We start from the raw sequence: 16,909 nt of genomic DNA, 5'->3' as shown, positions 1-16,909 counted from the left end.
CCGGAAAATGAGCTCGCTGCTGTTCACAAAACAGCGGCGATTGTGTAGTTTCCGCCAAATTTTTAAAAGGTGCGAGAAGCGCCTCTATCGAAGCACAGAAAGAAATACCCTACATGGCGAAAGAAGAAGTCCTCGAATTCCCGGGCGTCGTTACCGAATTGCTGCCCAATGCAACGTTCCGCGTCCAGCTCGAAAATCAGCATGAAATCATTGCCCATACGGCTGGCCGCATGCGCAAGAACCGCATCCGCGTTCTCGCCGGCGACAAGGTGCTTGTCGAAATGACGCCCTACGACCTGACCAAGGGCCGTATCACCTACCGCTTCAAGTAAGCGCGGCGGCGTGCGCGCCGCAAACTCGAGATCGATGGCGCTGTTGCGATGGCATTGACACATAAGCTGATCCTGGCCTCCGGTTCGCCGCGGCGCGTCGAACTGCTCGCACAGGCGGGTATCGAGCCTGCGCGCCTGATGCCGATGGATCTCGACGAGACGCCGAAGCGCACCGAGCATCCGCGCTCGCTCGCTTGGCGGCTGTCTGCCGAAAAGGCGAGAGCGGCACTGGCCGCCATCAAGGGCGAACACGGCTGGGAGGGAAGCTATATCCTTGCCGCCGATACCGTCGTTTCCGTCGGCCGCCGCATTCTGCCCAAGCCTGAACTGGTCAGCGAAGCTTCAAGCGCGCTGCATCTTCTGTCCGGCCGCAGCCACCGCGTCTATACCGGTATCTGCCTGATCACGCCGGACAAGACGGTGCGCCAGAAGGTCATCGACACCAAGGTCCGGTTCAAGCGTCTTTCCAGTCACGACATCGACAGCTATCTTGCTTCGGGCCAGTGGCGCGGCAAGGCGGGTGCCTACGGCATCCAGGGCATCGCCGGCAGCTTTGTCGTCAAACTGGTGGGTTCCTACACCAATGTCGTCGGCTTGCCGCTCTATGAGACCGTCAGCCTGCTTTCAGGCGAGGGTTACGACGTGCATGACAGCTGGATGAAGGGCTAAAAGGCCATGAGCTCAGACGAAACCAAGAGCGCCTCCAACGTGGCGCCGCTGCGCAAGACAGTGACCTGCCCCGAGTGCAAACGCCCGTCGCACCGCGAACATTACCCTTTCTGTTCGGACCGTTGCCGCAATGTCGATCTCAACAGATGGCTGACCGGTTCCTACGCGATTCCGGTGGCAGATGATGAATCGAAAGCCGACGGTGAGGACTGAGACCGGCTAAATTTTGCGGGATATCCGTTGTTTTTCAGGTATTTGCACCAAATGACATTTTCCTGTCGAAAAAACGTCATTTGGTGCTGGACACCGCCGAACAAGATGTTATAACCCCGCTCGCTTCCGGGGCGCAACCAACGCCCCACGGTTCCCAAAGCGGAACCATCGCCGCAAGGCAAGGATGCCCGGATAGCTCAGTTGGTAGAGCAGCGGATTGAAAATCCGCGTGTCGGTGGTTCAAATCCGCCTCCGGGCACCATTAATTTGGTCTTCAAAACTACTTTTTATCATGCAGCCGTACGAACGGCGTATTGCATGGCGATCTGGGTTCAGTCCATGCGTTGCCTGCCGGACATCGCGGCTACGATCCGCGCATGGCCGCGAAAATCCGGCCAAGTGGCGGGCAGCGTGCTCCATATTTGGTGGTGTTTTTGTCATATCTGCCGGTGGACCTGACTATTGCGGACGGGATCAGAGCGTAATCCGCTGGCCATGGTGTATCCGGCGTTTCGTCGGCGTGACGACTGCTATAAAATTATGATTTGAAAACAATAGTTTATACTGCGATTGGCGCCGTGCGAATGCAAAGGACGCGGGGGAACGCGGACAGATGTGACGCTGACGGCTTGCGTAAGCGTGGCTTGAATTACACTTGCCTCATTCATGCCGTATTCATTTTTGGAGCGCTCTAAAGTCAGAAGCCGCTTGGGCTTTATGGAGCAGAAAATGCAGAGAATGAAAATCGCCGTTGCCGCCGCAGCGGTTTTGTTGACGGCCAGTGTCTCCTATGCGGAAGATCTCGTCTTCACGCTGAAGAACGGCACGAAATCGGTACTCAACAATTTCCATGCTTCGCCTGTTGGCGTCGATAAGTGGGAAGATGATATCTTTGGTCGTCAGGCGCTTGGCCCGGGCGAAACCATGGAAATCACCATTGGCGACGGACGCGACGTCTGCAAGTACGACATGCGGTTCGAATTCCAGGGCGATGATCTCGACGTCACGACCGACACGCAGGATCTCTGCGAGCTGGGCGAATACACGATCGAGGAATAAGAGTTCCGAAGCCACCATCTACCCCGTCACCACACGCGGTGGCGGGGTGTGCGTTTCGTCACCGGTTTGGAAGCGGCACGGTGCCTGTAAACCGCGGACGGACCGGCGCTATCCGGCCAATAGCCGGTTTCTCCAGGCCCTCGCCGTTCGGCGGCGCTGTGGTCTTTTCCGCAGCCATGATGCCTGTTGGTATTCCCGTGCGGTCTGCTCTCAACAGCCTCCTCATTGTTCACATGCGGAAACTTGCCATTGGCAGTCAGAGATTTCGCTCTGCAGGCGACTGAGCGGTTTCCCGCCGCGAGAGCTTCCCCTTGATCGTAGCCATCCCCGGTTCACGGGAAGAAGCCCGATTCTGTGTGATTTCGGTGACGGGCAATCAGCATGTTGTGGGTGCATCGGCGGAGTGGCTGGGCTGCCTTTGAAATGTCCTAATAACAGGTGAACAGTTGAGTGTCTGTCATCTGCAACCGATCCTGGCTTGTCTTGCGTTCAATTCCCCATGTGGGATCGCTGCATTCGATGACTGTTGTAAATCTATCGGCTGAATGGCCGCGTGCGGAATGCGGCCCCGGTTTGAGAAGGAAAAATGATGAACAAAACCCTCGCTTTGGCGCTCACCACCGCGACCCTGGCTCTGACGGGCACACTTGCCGCACAGGCTGCCGATCTGGCAAACGGCGCGCCGGCTCCAAGCTATGAAGAGAGCGATGTGCGCGGCGGTGTGAAGATCGGCTATCTCGAATGCGAGGTCGGCGGTGGCGCCGGTTACGTTCTTGGCTCGGCCAAGGAAATTGATTGCACCTTCCATTCCTCGGTCGGGAACGAACGCACAGATCACTATACCGGCGCCGTCAGAAAGATGGGCGTTGACCTCGGCTTCACGACGCGCAGCAAACTCGTCTGGGCGGTGCTGGCACCGACGGCAGGTTACCATCGCGGATCGCTCAGCGGTCTTTATCAGGGCGCAAGTGTTGAAGCCACGGTCGGTGCCGGCGTCGGTGCAAACATCCTGGTCGGCGGCACCTCCGGCTCCATCCACCTGCAGACGATCAGCGTGACCGGCCAGCTCGGCCTCAATCTGGCTGCGGGCGGCACGTCGGTGACGCTGACAGCCGTCAACTGAATCGTCCAGCCTTTCCCCTTCGCGTGCCGGAGGGGAAAGGCGACAAGCCGTTTTCATCGACTCGCCGCGTCCGTTTAATCCGCCAGTTCGGGATTGTCCGTGCGAAGGCTTTTGGGCCGGAGCAAGCGGATGGCCTTGCCGGCCGGACTGCTCTGCAGCTGCAGGACGCGTGTAAAGAAGCGGTTACCGGAAGCCACCCTGCCGATATTCACGATAGCCGCATTGCCCAGTTCCTGCTCCATGAAAGTCAGAACCTGCTGGTAGGCATCGCGATCCAGCGTGTCGAGCGCCTCGTCAATGATGATCCAGCCCGGTTTGTGCAGTCCAAGCCGCGCAATGGCCAGCAGCCTGATCTCGACTTCGTTCAGCTTCAACCTTGTTCGCATGTCCTGATCAAAGCTGTTTTGCAACTTGCTCAGACCGACCCTGGACAAAACCGACACCAAGTCGGCCTTGTTGAACCGCCCTGGATTTTCAGGATAACTGAGGACTTCTTCCAGCGTTCCCGGCGGGAAATAGGGCGTGCGCGGCACAAAGGCGATGTCCACGCCTTCGGGTAGGGCAATCCGCCCATGTCCCCAGGGCCAAAGACCGGCCAGAGACCGGAAGAACGGCGCCTTTTCCACATCCGATTCGCTGGTCACCAGAACGCGGTCGCCCGTCCGGATTTCCACATGCTGATCGGCGAGCTTGATGCAACCGGACGGCAGGGCGATTTCCAGCCGGTCGATGGTCAGGCGGTCGCCCTCAGCCTTGGCAAATTCGATGCGCTTGTCGTTTTCGTGCCGTTCGTCGGTCATCAGGATCGCAGACCGGAAGGCGGCAACGCGTAGCAGCGTCGCGCGCCAGTCGGCGATGCTGTCGATATTGTCGACAAACCAGCGCAACGACGTATTCACCTGATTGAAGGCGCCCACGGCCATCATCAGGCCGCCGAAACTCAGGTCGCCGTTGAAATAGACCGGGGCTGCGATGACGATGGGGGCAACGACCGTCAGCCAGCCATAGCCGGAGGTGACCCATGTCAGCCGAGTCAGAGCCATCATCAGCTTGTTGCTGATTTCCAGAACCGAGGCGAGATCGCGCTGCAGGCGGCGCTTTTCATTGCCTTCGCCGGAAGACAGGGAAACCGCCTCTATATGTTCATTGACCCGCATCAGCGAGAAGCGCAGGGCGGCCTCGCGCGCATAGTGGTCGCCGTTGATCTTGACGAGGGGGCGGCCGACGAACCAGCTCACGGCAGCAGCGGTTCCGGCATAAAGAAAGGCTGCCCAGACCATGTAGCCGGGAATGTTGAGATCGTAGCCGCCGACATGAAAGATGAAACCGGCCGACAGCGACCATAGAACGCCGACGAAACTGGCAAGCAGAATACCCGACTGGAACAGCCCAATAGTGAGTCCTGCCGTCAGGTCGGCGAGATGGCGGGCATCCTCATGCACGCGCTGGTCGGGATTGATGCCGATGGAACCGGCATTGGCAAGGCGAAAGGCCCGCGCGGGCTTCATCCACTCGCCGATCAGATCGAGCGTCAGGCCTTCCCTCAGTTTGATTCGGATCCATTGATTAAGCCAGGTTTGCAGCACATTGAGGACCAAAAGCGTGCCGGCGATCTGGCCGAAAGTTATGAACTGCCTGAGAAACGCCGCGAGATCGCGCCGCTCCAGCGTGTCGTAGAACGGCTTGTACCATCGGTTCAGCAGGATCTGTCCGGCCGCAGTCGCCAATATGATGATGATGATCCCGATCGCGAGCCACGTGATGGTTTTTCGGACCGGCGAGGCGACAAAAGCCCGCTGCATCATGCGGAGCTGATCAAAAAAAGGCTGCTCGTCGTCTGTCTCTACGGGCTGGTTACTCTTACCATTCATGTCATGCGGCATCGGCGCGAATCTCTTCACCACGGTCTTCACCTCCGAAGTATAGCGCGTCCGAAGCGCTACCCCTAAGAAAGATTAGCAGGGGAGCATGGAGCGAGGCAGTCCAACGGGTTCAACTGGCGGCCATCATCGCAAATTGGCGGCGAGATTGCTGTTCACGTTTGGCGGAGCTTGCCGTGCACGAAAGCCTTGGCTTTGGCAACGGACGTGGAAAGCGGGTCGCCGGAGGCCAAGCGCGCGGCAATCGCACTGGCCAGCATGCAGCCGGTGCCGCGCATCGTGGCGGCAAGGCGAGGGGAGGCGAAGGATTGATCGGCATGGCCGACCCGAAACAGAATGTCGGTGGATTCCACCCCATCGCCGTGCCCGCCCTTGACCAAAACCGCCCTTGCCCCTGCCGTCAAAAGGCTGCGGGCCTGACTGGAAACGCTGCCCGGCGATGCTGCCAGCACCGAAAGCTCCGGCAGATTGGGCGTGACAAGCGTGCACGAAGAAACCAGTTCGAGCAGGGGAACCGTCGCGTCCGGGGCCAACAGGGCGCGGCCGGACGTCGAGACCAGAACGGGATCGAGCACCACGGGGATGCCGGGATGATCTGCAAGTACCGCTGCAACGGCGAAAATCGTCGCCGATGTCGCCAGCATGCCGATCTTGATCGCCGCAATCGGATTGGCGGACAGCGCCGCGCGCATCTGCTGCGCCACACGGTCCGGTGCCACGGGATCGGCATGTTCGACGCCAAGATGTGTCTGGACGGTGACGGCGGTGATCGCCACCGAAGCCTTGACGCCGAAGGCCGCCAGCGTCTCGATATCGCGGACGATCCCGGCACCGCCGGAGGAATCCGAACCTGCAACGGCAAGCACGTGCGGCATGAGGTTCATCGTGCTGCGCTCATCGGAAGCCCGCCGTACGCTCGATCCATTCCCGCACGCGTGCTTCCGGATCGATATTGAGGGTTATATCGGTGACGACGGCAGCGCTATCGGCGCCATGGGCAAGGACGCTACCGATCCGGTCGATATTCAGACCGCCGATTGCCACCAGCGGCAGCGAGCCGATGCGCGTCTTCCACTCGCGCAGCTTTTCCAGCCCCTGCGGCGCCCATTTCATCTCCTTCAGGATGGTCGGCCAGACCGGCCCGAGCGCCACGTAATCGGGCTTAGCAGCAAGCGCGATGGCAAGCTCCGCCTCGTCATGGGTCGAAAGCCCGAGCTTGAGCCCGGCGGCGCGGATGGCGGCAATATCTGCGGTGACCAGATCTTCCTGGCCGAGATGGACGAAATCGCAGCCTTCCGCGATTGCCATTTGCCAGTAGTCGTTGACGATCAGCTGGCAATCATGCGCCGCGCAGATCGCTTTTGCGCGGCGAATGGCAGTGCGCAGTTTGGCATCGGTGCTGTCCTTCATCCGCAACTGCACCAGCTTGACGCCGATCGGTACAAGACGCTCGATCCACTCGGCGCTATCGACGATCAGGTAGAAGGGATCGAGCTTCATGAAAACACCGCCTTGCCGATGACCGGCGTGGATGGCACCGCCATGTCGCGCGGTTCGAGCATTCCGGCCTGAAATGCCGTGCGACCCGCCTCTATGGCGCCGGTGAAAGCTGCGGCCATGGCGGCCGGGTCACCTGCGCCTGCAACGGCGGTATTCAGCAGAACGGCATCAAAGCCGAGTTCCATGACGGTGGCGGCATGCGATGGCCGCCCGATCCCGGCATCGATGATCAACGGAACATCCGGAAAACTTGCCCGCATGCTGCGCAACGCCGGCAGATTGACCGGACCCATGGCCGAGCCGATGGGGGCACACCAGGGCATCAGCACCTCACAGCCCGCTTCGAGCAGCCGTTCCGCCACGACGAGATCATCGGTGGTGTAGGGGAAGACTTTGAAACCTTCGCCGTTCAGGATGCGCGCCGCCTCGACAAGTGCAAAGACGTCCGGCTGCAGGGTGTCGTGGTTGCCGATCACCTCGATCTTGATCCAGTCGGTAGCAAAGACTTCACGCGCCATCTTCGCGGTCAGCACCGCTTCCGAGACGGTGTGGCAGCCGGCGGTATTGGGCAGGACCCGGACGCCCAGCGCACGGATCAGTTCGAAGAACGCGCCGCCGGTGCGGCTGCCTGCGGTCTCCCGGCGCAGCGACACGGTGACGATATCGGTTTTCGAGGTGCGGACCGCATCGGCCAGGATAGCGGGCGAGGGATAGCGCGCCGTGCCGAGCAGCAGCCGCGAGGAAACGGAGGTTCCGTAGAGTGTCAGCATCATCAGCCTCCCTGCATCGGCGACAGAATCTCGACGCGGTCGCGATCGCACAGTACAAAATCGCGCCGCTCTTCGCGGTGCACCAGCTCGCCATTGACGGCCGTTGCCAGCCAGTCGCCTTCGTATTCGAGCGAGGTCAGAAGCTCGGACAGAACGGAAATGTCGGTTTGATGATCCTCACCGTTGATTGTCAGTTTCATCGGCTTGCTCCAATCGGGTTTTCATATCTGCGAGGGTTCACAAGAATCGGATCAAAAGAGTTGGCCGGTCTTGCGGCGTTCGTTTTCGAAGAGGAGACGATGTGCGCCGCAACGTCCTGCGCGACGGATGGGGCCAGCAGAAACCCATGCCGGTACATTCCGTTTATGCGAATGATGCCGCCATCAGCCGAAAACCGCGGCAGATTGTCGGGATAGCTCGGGCGAACCCCGGCGCCGGTTTCGACCACGCGCGCCTCGCCGAAGGCCGGGTGAAGCGCATAGGCAGCGTTGAGCAGCTCCATCAGCGAGCGGGCGCTGATCGGGCCGCGATCATCGCTTTCGATCATCGTCGCGCCAACCATGAAGCGGCCGTCGCCGCGCGGCACGATATAGAGCGGAATGCGTGGATGCAGCAGGCGGACGGGGCGTAAGAGCGTCACGTCCGGCGTCTCCAGCATCAGCATTTCCCCCCGCACGCCGCGCAGGTCCACCGTCTGACCGATGCTGCTTGCCCCGGTGCAATCGACGATATGGTCGAACCCGGCTCCCGGAAAATCCGGGGCAGCGCCGAAATGGAAGACCACGCCCATTGCCGCCAGCCTGCCGGAAAGGCCGGTTATCGCGCGCCTGGGATCGAGATGGGCTTCGTTACGGAAGAAAAGCGCCTTGCGAAACCGGCCGGCGAGGTCCGGCTCCAAAGCCCCGGTCTCCTCGCCGTCCAGCCAGCCAAAGTTTGATGTCCGGGCTGCGAAACGGTTGAGCTCCGCAGTATCGCGCGGCGGCGCGACGACCAGCGTGCCCTTGCGGACAACGTGGCCGGGCAGTGCCGCTTCCCACCAGTCAGCCGATTTGCGCCCCAGCGTCAACACCGTTTCAGGCGCGCTTTCGCGCTCGCACCAGGGCGCCAGCATGCCGCCGGCAAACCAGGAGGCGCCGCCGCCAGGCCGCGATGACGTCTCCGTCACCTCGACCGCGATGCCTTTCCCCGCAAGTTCATGAGCAACCGTGAGGCCGGCAACGCCGGCCCCCCTGATCAGGACGCGCATGGTCACTCTCCGGCTGGCGGAATGGTGCCGTCCGGGCCGAGCGGCATATAGAGCGAGCCGCCCGCCTGGAACTTTGCCGCCATTGCCTCTAGCCCTTCCTTCTGCGCCTCGGCGCGGATGTCGTGGGAAATCCGCATCGAGCAGAATTTCGGCCCGCACATCGAGCAGAAATGCGCGACTTTATGGGCTTCCTTCGGCAGGGTCTCGTCATGGAAGGAGCGCGCCGTTTCCGGATCGAGCGACAGGTTGAACTGGTCTTCCCAGCGAAACTCGAAGCGGGCCCGCGACAAGGCGTCGTCGCGCAGCTGGGCGGCCGGGTGCCCCTTGGCAAGGTCGGCAGCATGGGCGGCGATCTTGTAGGTGATGACACCGACCTTGACGTCATTGCGGTCGGGCAGGCCGAGATGCTCCTTCGGCGTGACATAGCAGAGCATCGCCGTGCCGAACCAGCCGATCATCGCAGCGCCGATGCCCGACGTGATGTGGTCGTAGCCGGGGGCGATGTCGGTCGTCAGCGGCCCAAGCGTGTAGAAAGGTGCCTCGCCGCAGACTTCCAGCTGCTTGTCCATGTTTTCCTTGATCTTGTGCATCGGCACATGGCCGGGGCCTTCGATCATCACCTGGCAATCCTTGGCCCAGGCAATTTGCGTGAGTTCGCCGAGCGTTTCGAGTTCGGCAAACTGCGCGGCGTCATTGGCATCGGCGATCGAGCCGGGTCGCAGGCCGTCCCCCAGAGAGAAGGTCACGTCATAGGCGCGCGCAATGTCGCAGATTTCGTCGAAATGCTCGTAGAGGAAGCTTTCCTTGTGGTGATGAAGACACCACTTGGCCATGATCGAGCCGCCGCGCGAAACGATGCCGGTGACGCGGTTGACGGTGAGCGGGATATAGGCGAGCCGCACGCCGGCATGGATGGTGAAATAGTCGACGCCCTGCTCGGCCTGCTCGATCAGCGTATCGCGATAGACCTCCCAGTTCAGGTCCTCGGCAATGCCATTGACCTTTTCCAGCGCCTGATAGAGCGGCACGGTGCCAATCGGAACCGGCGAATTGCGGATGATCCACTCGCGGATATTGTGGATGTTGCGGCCGGTCGATAGGTCCATGACGGTATCGGCGCCCCAGCGCGTCGCCCAGACCATTTTTTCGACTTCCTCGGCCATCGACGAGGTGACGGCGGAATTGCCGATATTGGCATTGATCTTCACCAGAAAATTCCGGCCGATGATCATCGGCTCGGATTCCGGGTGGTTGATATTGGCCGGGATGACGGCTCGCCCACGGGCAATTTCCTGGCGGACGAATTCCGGCGTCACGTGATCGGGAATGCTGGCGCCGAAATTCTCGCCGTCGCGCACCAGCGCTCCGTTCGGCGGTTTGCGGCCGAGGTTTTCGCGGATGGCGATATATTCCATTTCCGGCGTGATGATGCCGGCACGGGCATAGGCGATTTGGGTCACAGCCTTGCCGTTCTTGGCGCGCAGGGGCTGGTTGCGGTGGGGAAATTCCGGCGTCAGCCGTTCGCCGGTGGCAAAGCCGTTGTCTTCGGGTTTGACGTGGCGGCCGTCATAGGTCTCGACATCGCCACGCGCGGTAGCCCAGGCCTGGCGCTGCCGGGACAGACCGGCGTCGATCGAGACGATGTGCGCCGGATCCGTGTAGGGGCCGGAGGGATCGTAAACGGTGACGGGCGGTTCGCCCGAGGTGGGATGCACGGAAATTTCGCGCATCGGCACGCGGATATCCGGGTAGAGTTCGCCCGGAATATGCACCTTGCGGGAGGCTGGCAACGGGCCCGTGGTAACTGTGGGTGTGATGTTTTTTGCGGCAATAGTCATGGTTGAGGCTCCAAAGTTGGAGACCCAGTCATCAGAGCCGGAATGATGAAAAGACGCCGACGCGAATCCGCAAACGGAATCCGAGTCTCAACAGCGCTTGCACCGTCCCTACGCCAGTATGAACTGGATCAGGTTCAACGGGTCACTGCGCTGCTTGAGGGCGGCAAAGCCACCGATCATGCCAGCAGAATCTCAGCCCCTTGTCGGGACCCCCCTGGTGAATGCGCCGATCTAGCCACAGTTTTGGACGGAGCGTCAAGGGCCGTTTGGCGCAGCACCCGGCGTGCGGCTCTCGTTGAGCGCCGGAAGACTGTGAAGATATCCAATGATTACAATCGCGCCCTCGACAGCGCCGCCCCGGCAAATTATCTATAAAACATGACCTCAGCGAGCGAAGACACGATTGCCAGCCGCATCAGCCGCATCCTTGCCGACAGGATCGTCACCGGGCAATTGGACCCGGGCACGAAGCTGCGCCAGGACCATATTGCCGAGGAGTTCGGAACCAGCCACGTGCCGGTGCGCGAGGCCTTCCGCCGGCTGGAAGCGCAGGGGCTTGCGGTCAGCGAACCGCGCCGGGGCGTGCGGGTTGCGTCCTTCGATCTGAAGGAAGTGCGCGAAGTGGCGCAAATGCGGGCAGCCCTTGAGGTTCTGGCCCTTCGGCATGCGGCGCCGCATCTGACGGCTGCCATTCTGGATCAAGCCGAAGAGGCCACCGTTGCGGGCGACAATTCCCATGATGTCCGCTCCTGGGAGGAGGCAAACCGCCGTTTTCACACGCTGATTCTGACTCCCTGCGGCATGCCGCGCCTCTTGGCCGCCATCAGCGATCTGCATGCGGCCAGTGCCCGTTTCCTGTTCGCCAGCTGGCGAACCGAATGGGAAGTGCGCACCGATCACGATCACCGCGCCATCCTGACATTTCTGCGTCAGGGCAATATCGAAAACGCCGCGCCTGTGCTTGAGCGGCACGTACAATGGATCGGCCAAAAACCCGTCCGCAACGCTTCCGGCGCAACCCGTGACGCTTTTGCCATCGTCGGCTGACGATTTTTTCACAGCTTATTTTCCCTGATTTTGCTCGCTCCCGGCGCGTGCCGCAGCATTACCACAGCACGTATTACGTGAATTTATCCGTTTTGCATCAAAAAGGCGGTTGCGGTTTTCTGTCCTTCGATAAATTATAGATAATTATTATTTTTAATCTATCGAATGGGTACCAGATGCTGAGAGATGAAAAACACGCTGATTTCCCTGTTGAAAAGAGCGTTATAGGCGAGATTTCTTATGGGGAAGATCCCCAAATAGCTCGCTTTTCTCCCGATGACGCAAAAATTATCTATAATTTTCCATTCAACGATTTGCTCTTTCAGGCGCACTCGGTTCACCGCGAAAATTTCGATCCCAACGCTGTGCAAATCAGCCGTTTGTTGTCGATCAAAACCGGTGGATGCGCCGAGGATTGCGGCTATTGCAGCCAGTCGGCACGCTCTCCGACGGGGCTGAAAGCCTCCAGGCTGATGATGGTCGAGAAGGTGCTCATTGAAGCGCGCAAGGCAAAGGCCGAAGGGGCCAGCCGCTATTGCATGGGGGCCGCCTGGCGCAGCCCCAAGGACCGCGACATGGACACGCTGGTGGACATGGTGGCAGGGGTCAAGGCGCTCGGTCTGGAAACCTGCATGACGCTCGGCATGCTATCGCCGCAGCAGGCAGGCACGCTGGCCGAAGCCGGGCTCGATTATTACAACCATAACATCGATACGTCGGAAGAATTCTATCCGCAGATCATCACCACGCGCACCTTCGCCGACAGGCTGGAGACGCTCGCCAATGTCCGCGATGCCGGCATGAAGGTCTGCGCCGGCGGTATTCTCGGCATGGGCGAAACGACCGATGATCGCATCTCCATGCTGGTGACACTCGCCAACCTGCCGGAACCGCCCGAAAGCGTGCCGATCAACATGCTGATCCCGATCCCCGGCTCGCGGCTTGCCAATGCCGAGCCGGTCGATCCGATCGAATTCGTCAGGACCATCGCGCTTGCCCGCATCCTGATGCCGCGCGCGCATGTGCGCCTCTCGGCCGGGCGCACGCAAATGAGCGACGAGATGCAGGCGCTCTGTTTCTTCGCCGGCGCCAATTCGATCTTTGCCGGCGACACGCTGCTGACAGCCGAAAACCCGGGCGAGGACCATGACGCCGCCTTGTTCCGCCGCCTTGGCCTGAAGCCGATGGACCTGGGACTTTCGCAATGATGACTCAAGGTCTTGCCCGCTACGAAACCACGCTGGCGGGCCTGGAGCGCAAGGGCAGGCGGCGCATTCTGGTTGACCGGGCCGGGGCCGATTTCAGTTCGAACGATTATCTGGCGCTGGCCGGATCGGCGCGGCTGGCGGCGGCGATTGCGTCAGCCCTTGATTGCGGCGTGCCGGCCGGTGCCGGCGGCTCGCGGCTGCTGCGCGGCAATCACCCGGAGCATGAGGCACTGGAGGCGGAGGCGGCGGCCTTTTTCGGAGCCGAGCGTGCGCTCTATTTCGGCAGCGGCTATGCCGCGAACACAGCGCTTTTCTCGACCCTGCCACAGCGGGGCGATCTCGTCGTCTATGATGCGCTGGTGCATGCCAGTGCGCATGAGGGCATTCAGGCGGGCAAGGCGCAGGCAGTGGCCGCCGCCCACAACGATGCCTCATCCTTCGCACAGGCGATCGAACATTGGCGCAGCCACGGCGGAACTGGCCATCCCTGGATTGCCGTAGAAAGTCTCTATTCGATGGACGGCGATCGCGCACCGCTGGCGGAGCTTGCAGCCCTTGCCGAAAAGCACGCCGGTTTCCTGGTGATCGACGAGGCGCATGCGACCGGTGTTTTCGGTCAAGATGGCCGCGGTTTTGCCGCTGATCTCGAAAACCGCGCCAATGTCATCGTGCTGCACACATGCGGCAAGGCGCTCGGCGTTTCCGGCGCGCTGCTGGGCGCCAGTGCTGTGCTGTGCGACTACCTCGTCAACCGGGCGCGGGGTTTCATCTATTCGACCGCGCCATCGCCGCTGATGGCGGCAGCGGTTCGCCAATCCCTTCACATGCTGGTGGACGAGCCGCAGCGCCGTGCAGATTTCGACGCATTGTGCAGCTTCGCCAATGCCGAGTTGAACGCAAAACTCGGCCTCGCAGGCAGCAGATCGCAGATCCTGCCGGTGCTGATCGGCGATAACGGCCGGGCTGTGCGGATTGCCGCGCGGATGCGAGCAGAAGGCTTCGATATCCGCGCCATCCGCCCGCCGACGGTGCCGGAAGGCACCGCAAGGCTGCGGATCGCCATTACGCTGAATGTTGATCAACCGACGATAGCCCGCATGTTCACCCGGCTGGCGGCCATTATCGCGGAGGAGAACCCATGATGCGCTTCGTGGTAACGGGCACCGATACCGGCATCGGCAAGACGGTGTTTTCGGCGGCACTGGCGGCGGCACTTGGCGGTTATTATTGGAAACCGGTGCAATCGGGACTGGACGAGGAAACCGACAGCCAGGTCGTCCACCGGCTGGGCCGTCTGCCGCCGGATCGTATCGTTCCAGAGGCCTACCGCTTGCGGACACCGGCTTCGCCGCATCTCGCCGCCCGGCTTGATCACGTCGAGATCGAACCCGAGCGGTTGATGCCGCCGGTAACTGATGCACCGCTGGTCATCGAGGGTGCTGGCGGTTTGCTGGTGCCGCTCACCGAAACGGCGGTGTTCGCCGATGTCTTTGCGCGCTGGCAAATCCCCGTCATTCTTTGCGCCCGCACCGGGCTCGGCACCATCAACCACACATTGCTGTCGCTCGAAGCTTTGCGCCACCGTTCTATTCCGGTCTTCGGCGTCGCCTTCATCGGCGATGAACAGACAGAAACCCAGCGGATCATCGCCGCGATGGGGCAGGTGCGCATTCTCGGCCGCTTGCCGCGGATCGATCCGTTGACGCCCGAAAGCCTGGGTCAGGCCTTCCAGAAAAACTTTCCTCTTTCCTCGTTCGAAGAGAAGACAGCATGACCTCACCTGTCTGGCACCCCTTCACCCAGCATGCGCTGGAACCCACTCTGAAGCGCATCGTTCAAACCGACGGCGCCTGCCTGATCGATGACAGCGGATCGCGCATCCTCGATGCCATCTCCTCCTGGTGGGTGATCACGCATGGCCACCGCCATCCGGCGATCATGGCGGCCATCCAGGCCGCATGCGCATGCTACGACCAGATCATTTTTGCCGAATACACCCATGAACCGGCGGAAGAACTGGCGCGGGGCCTGCTGCGGATCGCCCCGCCGGGGCTTGCGCATGTGTTTTATTCCGACAGCGGATCGACCTGCGTCGAGGTCGCGCTGAAAATGGCCCTCGGTTTCTTCCACAATTTGGGCAGCCCGCGCCGCCGCATCTGCGTTCTGGAACACGGCTATCACGGCGATACGATCGGCACGATGTCGGCGGGGGAACGCGGCGTCTTCAACGCGGCTTACGAGCCGATGCTGTTCGGCGTCGATCGCCTGCCGTTTCCGGCGCTCGGCCATGAGCAGGAGACGCTCGATGCCTTCGAGCGCTTCTGTGCAACGGGAGACGTGGCCGCGCTGCTGATCGAGCCGCTCATTCTCGGGGCTGGCGGCATGCTGACCTATTCCGCCTCGGTTTTGGCCGAGCTGAAACGGATCGCCGAACGGCATGGCACCCTGCTGATCGCCGACGAGGTGATGACCGGCTGGGGCCGCACCGGCAGTGTCTTTGCCTGCGAACAGGCAAGCGTGTCGCCTGATATCCTCTGCACATCCAAGGGCTTGACCGGCGGCGCCCTGCCGCTTGCCGCCACCCTCTGCACGGCCGAAATCTTCGAAGCACATCTGTCGACCGACCGCCGGAAGACATTCTTTCACTCCAGTTCCTACACCGCCAACCCGATTGCCTGCGCCGCCGCAGTCGCCAATCTGACTGTCTGGGAAAACGAGCCGGTGCGCGAGCGCATCAAGTCGCTGGAGGTTATGCAGACGGAAAGATTGGCACGCTTTGAGGGCGATCCGCGCTTCGCCAATATCCGCCAGATCGGCACGATCACCGCGCTCGATCTTACGGTCCCTGCCGGAGGATATCTGTCGGAGGTTGGTCCAAAGCTCAGGGCCTTCTTTCGCGAGCGAAAACTGCTGATCCGGCCGCTTGGCAACGTCATCTATCTGATGCCGCCCTATTGTGTAACGGCAGGAGAGCTTGACCGGGCCTATGATGCGATCGACGAGGCTGCTGCATGCTTTGTGGCGGGCCGGTTGTGAGCAGCGTCCGGTCATCCCGTCTTGCCGGCTTCGGTCATAGCGTGCCGGGGCGGCGTGTCGAAAACGCCGAAATAGAGGATAGCCTCGGTCTCGAGCCGGGCTGGATCGAACGCCGGACCGGGATCAGGACGCGCTATTGGGCCGAACCGGGCGATACGCTGTCCGGCCTAGCTGCAAGGGCAGGGGAGGCCGCCATTAAGGACGCTGGCATCGCCCGGGGGGACATTGTACTGACGCTGCTTGCCACTTCGACGCCCGATCATCTGTTGCCACCGTCGGCACCGCTGCTCGCCCATCACCTTGGATTGGCAAATTCCGGCGCCATCGATCTTGCCGGGGCCTGTTCCGGTTTCCTCTATGCGCTGACGCTCGCCGATGGTTTCGTTCGTACGCAAGGCCGGCCGGTGCTGGTGGTCGCCGCCAATATTCTCAGCCGCCGGATCAATCCTGCCGAACGCGCAAGCTCGGTGCTGTTTGCCGACGCAGCCGGCGCGGTCGTTCTGATGCCCTCGCAGGATGCAGACGCAGGATTGCTGGGCGTCGATCTTGCCTCGGACGGTAGCCGATACGACCTGATCTCGATCCCGGCCGGTGGCGGCAACCGTCCCTTTGCTGCCGACGTGGCGGCACAGGATTGCCTGATGACGATGCGGGACGGACGGGAAATGTTTACGCAAGCGGTCCGGATGATGAGCGATTGCGCACGCCGGGCACTGGACGATGCAGGGCTCGGCGCCATGGATATACAACGGTTCATTCCGCATCAGGCCAATGCCCGCATCTTCGATGCCGTCTGCAGCGATCTCGGTATCGCCCCTGGGAAAACCGTCCGCACGATCGATGGCTACGGAAACTCCTCCGCTGCCACCATTCCCCTTTCGCTGTCGCTCGCCCATCAGGCCGCTCCCTTCATGCCCGGAGAGAAATTGCTGCTGACAGCCGCAGGCGCTGGGCTGACGGGTGGGGCCTGTGTAATCAAAATGTAAGT

General features: G+C 61.3%; 18 protein-coding genes, 1 tRNA gene and 1 riboswitch. Of the genes, 12 read left to right on the top strand and 7 right to left on the bottom strand.

What is annotated here, in order from left to right; genetic code table 11:
- The first annotated feature begins 113 nt into the window (after positions 1–113).
- The 6 genes from infA to ACP7BS_RS07725 all read left to right on the top strand — a co-directional run bounded on the left by infA (position 114) and on the right by ACP7BS_RS07725 (position 3,396).
- The gene (gene infA / locus ACP7BS_RS07750) at positions 114–332 is read left to right on the top strand and encodes a translation initiation factor IF-1 (protein WP_037105236.1); all 219 of its coding nucleotides are present in this window, start codon (positions 114–116) and stop codon (positions 330–332) included.
- Between the two features lie 48 nt (positions 333–380).
- Complete coding sequence (locus ACP7BS_RS07745; protein ID WP_426229162.1) at positions 381–1,001, top strand: Maf-like protein; 621 nt, start codon at positions 381–383, stop codon at positions 999–1,001.
- Between the two features lie 6 nt (positions 1,002–1,007).
- Entirely contained in the window at positions 1,008–1,214 is a 207-nt protein-coding gene (yacG, locus tag ACP7BS_RS07740) for a DNA gyrase inhibitor YacG (RefSeq protein ID WP_426229161.1), read from the top strand.
- A 186-nt stretch (positions 1,215–1,400) separates the two neighbouring features.
- Positions 1,401–1,476, top strand: a tRNA-Phe gene (locus tag ACP7BS_RS07735).
- Positions 1,477–1,952: 476 nt separating this feature from the next.
- Positions 1,953–2,273, top strand: coding sequence for a hypothetical protein (locus tag ACP7BS_RS07730; protein WP_426237482.1), 321 nt, complete (start codon positions 1,953–1,955; stop codon positions 2,271–2,273).
- A gap of 589 nt (positions 2,274–2,862) precedes the next feature.
- Entirely contained in the window at positions 2,863–3,396 is a 534-nt protein-coding gene (locus ACP7BS_RS07725; protein WP_426229160.1) for a DUF992 domain-containing protein, read from the top strand.
- A 74-nt stretch (positions 3,397–3,470) separates the two neighbouring features.
- Here ACP7BS_RS07725 and ACP7BS_RS07720 read toward each other — a convergent pair whose 3' ends face one another.
- The 7 genes from ACP7BS_RS07720 to thiC form a co-directional block, all read right to left on the bottom strand.
- Positions 3,471–5,300 (bottom strand): ABC transporter ATP-binding protein/permease, encoded by a 1,830-nt coding sequence (locus ACP7BS_RS07720; protein WP_426237366.1) that lies wholly within the window; start codon positions 5,298–5,300, stop codon positions 3,471–3,473.
- A gap of 131 nt (positions 5,301–5,431) precedes the next feature.
- Entirely contained in the window at positions 5,432–6,160 is a 729-nt protein-coding gene (locus ACP7BS_RS07715) for a hydroxymethylpyrimidine/phosphomethylpyrimidine kinase (protein WP_426237364.1), read from the bottom strand.
- A gap of 10 nt (positions 6,161–6,170) precedes the next feature.
- On the bottom strand, positions 6,171–6,776 hold the full coding sequence (locus ACP7BS_RS07710) for a thiamine phosphate synthase (RefSeq protein ID WP_426237362.1): 606 nt from the start codon (positions 6,774–6,776) through the stop codon (positions 6,171–6,173).
- The gene (locus ACP7BS_RS07705) at positions 6,773–7,546 is read right to left on the bottom strand and encodes a thiazole synthase (protein WP_426237360.1); all 774 of its coding nucleotides are present in this window, start codon (positions 7,544–7,546) and stop codon (positions 6,773–6,775) included. Before ACP7BS_RS07705 ends, ACP7BS_RS07710 begins: the two co-directional genes overlap by 4 nt.
- A 2-nt stretch (positions 7,547–7,548) precedes the next feature.
- Entirely contained in the window at positions 7,549–7,746 is a 198-nt protein-coding gene (gene thiS, locus ACP7BS_RS07700) for a sulfur carrier protein ThiS (protein WP_426229155.1), read from the bottom strand.
- The gene (gene thiO, locus ACP7BS_RS07695) at positions 7,743–8,792 is read right to left on the bottom strand and encodes a glycine oxidase ThiO (protein WP_426237358.1); all 1,050 of its coding nucleotides are present in this window, start codon (positions 8,790–8,792) and stop codon (positions 7,743–7,745) included. Before thiO ends, thiS begins: the two co-directional genes overlap by 4 nt.
- A 2-nt stretch (positions 8,793–8,794) precedes the next feature.
- Positions 8,795–10,630 (bottom strand): phosphomethylpyrimidine synthase ThiC, encoded by a 1,836-nt coding sequence (gene thiC, locus ACP7BS_RS07690; RefSeq protein WP_426237356.1) that lies wholly within the window; start codon positions 10,628–10,630, stop codon positions 8,795–8,797.
- 87 nt (positions 10,631–10,717) lie between these two features.
- Positions 10,718–10,856: riboswitch (TPP riboswitch) on the bottom strand.
- A gap of 152 nt (positions 10,857–11,008) precedes the next feature.
- Between thiC and ACP7BS_RS07685 the strand changes: the two genes are divergently transcribed.
- The 6 genes from ACP7BS_RS07685 (at position 11,009) to ACP7BS_RS07660 (ending at position 16,907) form a co-directional block, all read left to right on the top strand.
- Positions 11,009–11,677, top strand: a complete 669-nt coding sequence (locus tag ACP7BS_RS07685) for a GntR family transcriptional regulator (protein ID WP_426123840.1) — start codon at positions 11,009–11,011, stop codon at positions 11,675–11,677.
- A gap of 233 nt (positions 11,678–11,910) precedes the next feature.
- Positions 11,911–12,885 (top strand): biotin synthase BioB, encoded by a 975-nt coding sequence (gene bioB, locus ACP7BS_RS07680; protein WP_426237480.1) that lies wholly within the window; start codon positions 11,911–11,913, stop codon positions 12,883–12,885.
- Positions 12,882–14,027: an 8-amino-7-oxononanoate synthase gene (locus ACP7BS_RS07675; protein WP_426237354.1), complete on the top strand. Its 1,146-nt coding sequence runs from the start codon at positions 12,882–12,884 to the stop codon at positions 14,025–14,027. The genes bioB and ACP7BS_RS07675 overlap by 4 nt, the downstream gene beginning before the upstream one ends.
- Positions 14,024–14,659: a dethiobiotin synthase gene (gene bioD / locus ACP7BS_RS07670; RefSeq protein ID WP_426237352.1), complete on the top strand. Its 636-nt coding sequence runs from the start codon at positions 14,024–14,026 to the stop codon at positions 14,657–14,659. Before ACP7BS_RS07675 ends, bioD begins: the two co-directional genes overlap by 4 nt.
- Positions 14,656–15,921 (top strand): adenosylmethionine--8-amino-7-oxononanoate transaminase, encoded by a 1,266-nt coding sequence (locus tag ACP7BS_RS07665; protein WP_426237350.1) that lies wholly within the window; start codon positions 14,656–14,658, stop codon positions 15,919–15,921. The genes bioD and ACP7BS_RS07665 overlap by 4 nt, the downstream gene beginning before the upstream one ends.
- Entirely contained in the window at positions 15,918–16,907 is a 990-nt protein-coding gene (locus ACP7BS_RS07660) for a beta-ketoacyl-ACP synthase III (RefSeq protein WP_426237348.1), read from the top strand. The genes ACP7BS_RS07665 and ACP7BS_RS07660 overlap by 4 nt, the downstream gene beginning before the upstream one ends.
- Positions 16,908–16,909: the final 2 nt, after the last annotated feature.

Source organism: Pararhizobium sp. DWP1-1-3 (genome assembly GCF_049896125.1).
Taxonomy (GTDB): domain Bacteria; phylum Pseudomonadota; class Alphaproteobacteria; order Rhizobiales; family Rhizobiaceae; genus Pararhizobium.
Note: the sequence above shows the minus strand (reverse complement) of the source record. Positions and strands in the feature narration are given on the sequence as shown.